Annotated in this window: 4 protein-coding genes; all 4 read left to right on the top strand. The window is 33.8% G+C overall.

The annotated features are described in order from the left end of the window. Nucleotides 1-109: 109 nt before the first annotated feature. Nucleotides 110-1,099: a DNA cytosine methyltransferase gene (locus DCH402_RS00130; protein WP_200864847.1), complete on the top strand. Its 990-nt coding sequence runs from the start codon at nt 110-112 to the stop codon at nt 1,097-1,099. Beyond that, nucleotides 1,090-1,344, top strand: coding sequence for a DNA cytosine methyltransferase (locus tag DCH402_RS23225; protein ID WP_267879503.1), 255 nt, complete (start codon nt 1,090-1,092; stop codon nt 1,342-1,344). Before DCH402_RS00130 ends, DCH402_RS23225 begins: the two co-directional genes overlap by 10 nt. Beyond that, entirely contained in the window at nt 1,334-2,377 is a 1,044-nt protein-coding gene (locus tag DCH402_RS00125; RefSeq protein ID WP_002229279.1) for an HNH endonuclease, read from the top strand. The genes DCH402_RS23225 and DCH402_RS00125 overlap by 11 nt, the downstream gene beginning before the upstream one ends. A gap of 128 nt (nt 2,378-2,505) precedes the next feature. Beyond that, a partial coding sequence (locus DCH402_RS20875) for an NAD-dependent epimerase/dehydratase family protein (protein WP_152486884.1) occupies nt 2,506-2,664 on the top strand: 159 nt, incomplete at its 3' end.

Here is a 2,664-nt window from a genome sequence, read left to right as displayed (position 1 = left end):
GGCGAAACTCGGTACGGCGGTTTGCTCGTTTGCCGAACTGATCAAGGCATTGTCAGGGCAATCAACAATGTAGTTTTCATATTGATAAGATAAACAGAACGATATAAGTATGACTATTTCGACAATGGCACAGACACACGATACTCGATTACAAAAAACTTTGCTCTTTCCCAGTCAACAAGGTTGGAAATCTAAAACTTTTCTTAAACCTGATTCACATATTAGATTAGCAACCGTATTCAGCGGGATTGGTGCGGTTGAACAGGCATTCCACCGATTAAATTTAAACCATACCATTGTTTTTGCAGGAGATATTGATCCATACGTTAAAAAAAGTTATCTTGGAAACTATAAATTAAATGAAGATTTTTGGCATAACGACATTACTCAATTTGATGCGAGAAAGTTTAGAAATCAAGTTGATATTTTAGTTGGAGGCAGTCCTTGCCAAGCATTTTCCATGGTTGGCAAACGTGCAGGATTAGAAGATACACGAGGAACATTATTCTATGAATTTGCTCGCGTTGTGGATGAAGTCCAACCAAAGATATTTATTTATGAAAATGTAAAGGGCTTGCTCAATCATGATAATGGAAAAACTTGGAAAGTTGTAAAAAGTGTTTTTTATTCACTTGGTTATGACTTATATTTCCAAATAATGAATAGTAAGGATTATGGGATTCCTCAACATCGTGAGCGTATTTTTGTTGTTGGCTTTCATACCCCTCCTATAAATGGTTTTCAGTTTCCTGAAAAGATTGAATTAGAACATACTATGCAAGATTTTTTGGAGGACTATACTGATAGCAAATATTTTTTACGTGAAAAGGGTGTGAAATTTGTTACCAGTTCTAAAAATAGACAAAAACGTTATACACAGATTAATGGAGAAATTGCCTTATGCCAAAAAGCAAATCAACAATTTAATTGGCATGGTGATTTTATTTTTCAGGCAGCCCGCGAATCTGAATTTGATGACTTTATTTTTGATGTAAATAACGTTGAGGAAAAATATTATCTTTCTGAAAAAATCAAAAATTATGTTTTGGCAGGAGGAACAAAAATTTTAAAACCAGTACGGAAACTGATTTGCCTGTAGCTCGCCCATTATTGCAAACTATGCATAAAATGCATCGTGCCGGGGTTGATAATTATGTTACTCATAATCGTGGACGTATTCGTAAATTAACACCTAGGGAATGTTTGCGGCTAATGGGTTTTAGAGATGATTTTAAAATTTTAGTTAGTGATACTCAAATGTATCGCCAAGCGGGAAACAGTATTGTTGTTGATGTATTAATCGCTATATTAAAACAAATGGATATTACGCTTTATGGAGAGTAAAATGCCGGATTTTCAAAGAATTACTATTGAAAACATAGAGTATTTTATTGTCGATAGTATTCAAAATTTACGTGCGGAAGATAGTTTTATTCACAGGAATAACAAGTTATCTGTTTTTGGTGGTAATGGGGAAGCACGCAAATATGTAGGTAGTTATATTGATGATAGTGGTCGAAAACTAAGTACATTTTTTGAGTATGAAAATTGGGGGATTACTGAGACAAAAAATGGAAGGAGGGTAGAATATCCTTTCATTCAGAAAAATTGTTTTTTTAATAAGAAAAATTTACAGCGTTATTTGGTTGATGCAAAAGTTGAATATCACAAACAAGAACAGAAATATCATCATGATATTTCAAGGTTTTATGATGATTACGTTTTAAGTATTAATAATCTGCCTACAGAAAATATTTTCTTTTCAATCCATGATGTATCAGACCATTTGGAAAATTCTAAAGGTTACCGTAGGGGTTATATCCGTTCGGAGGATGATATATGGTCAATTTGGCGTAAGATTGTATTGCCCAAAATTAGTTATTTATCAATTCTTAAACTATTGCCTGTCAAAGATATAGAAGATTCAGAACCATTATTTTATTTCCGAATATTTTTGGATTATCAATTTTGCTCTATCGTGCACCCGCAACTCTTATCAAGAGAAAAATTAGAAATACCGGCTTCAGAATTTAATCAATTCGTAGAGCAAGAAATCATTAAACAGAAAAGTAGAAAAGGGCAGCAGAAATATCGCAAGGATGTTATAAATCATATGCCGCAATGTCCATTTACATTAATTACAGATGAGATTTTGTTAAGGGCTAGTCATATTAAACCTTATATGGTTTGTATTACTGAGAAAAATGAGAAAGAGGCATTAGATTATTTAAATGGGTTAGCTTTAACGCCGACTTATGATTGGTTGTTCGATCAAGGTTATATTACTTTCTTGGATGATGGTCGTTTGATTTGCGGTACTCGACTAAGCCGTTACACATGGGAAAAACTTAATATCAATCCAAATGCAAAAAATTAAGATGAGAATATATCCCGAAGGAAGAGAAAAATATTTGGAATATCATCGCAAATTTGTGTTTCAGGACAATATCGATGATTTCTTGTAACTAAGTTTATTAATTTTACTCAAAACAAAGGAAACCGAATATGACCATCATCGTAACAGGCGCGGCCGGCTTTATCGGCAGCAACATCGTCAAAGCACTTAATCAACGCGGTATTACTGACATTGTTGCCGTCGATAATTTGAGCAAAGGCGAAAAATTCAAAAACCTTGCCGAGTGCGAAATCGCCCATTATCTCGAC

Origin of the sequence: Dickeya chrysanthemi NCPPB 402 (assembly GCF_000406105.1) — a bacterium.
GTDB lineage: Bacteria > Pseudomonadota > Gammaproteobacteria > Enterobacterales > Enterobacteriaceae > Dickeya > Dickeya chrysanthemi.
The sequence above is the reverse complement of the archived record's forward strand: the minus strand, read 5'-3'. Positions and strand labels throughout refer to the sequence as shown.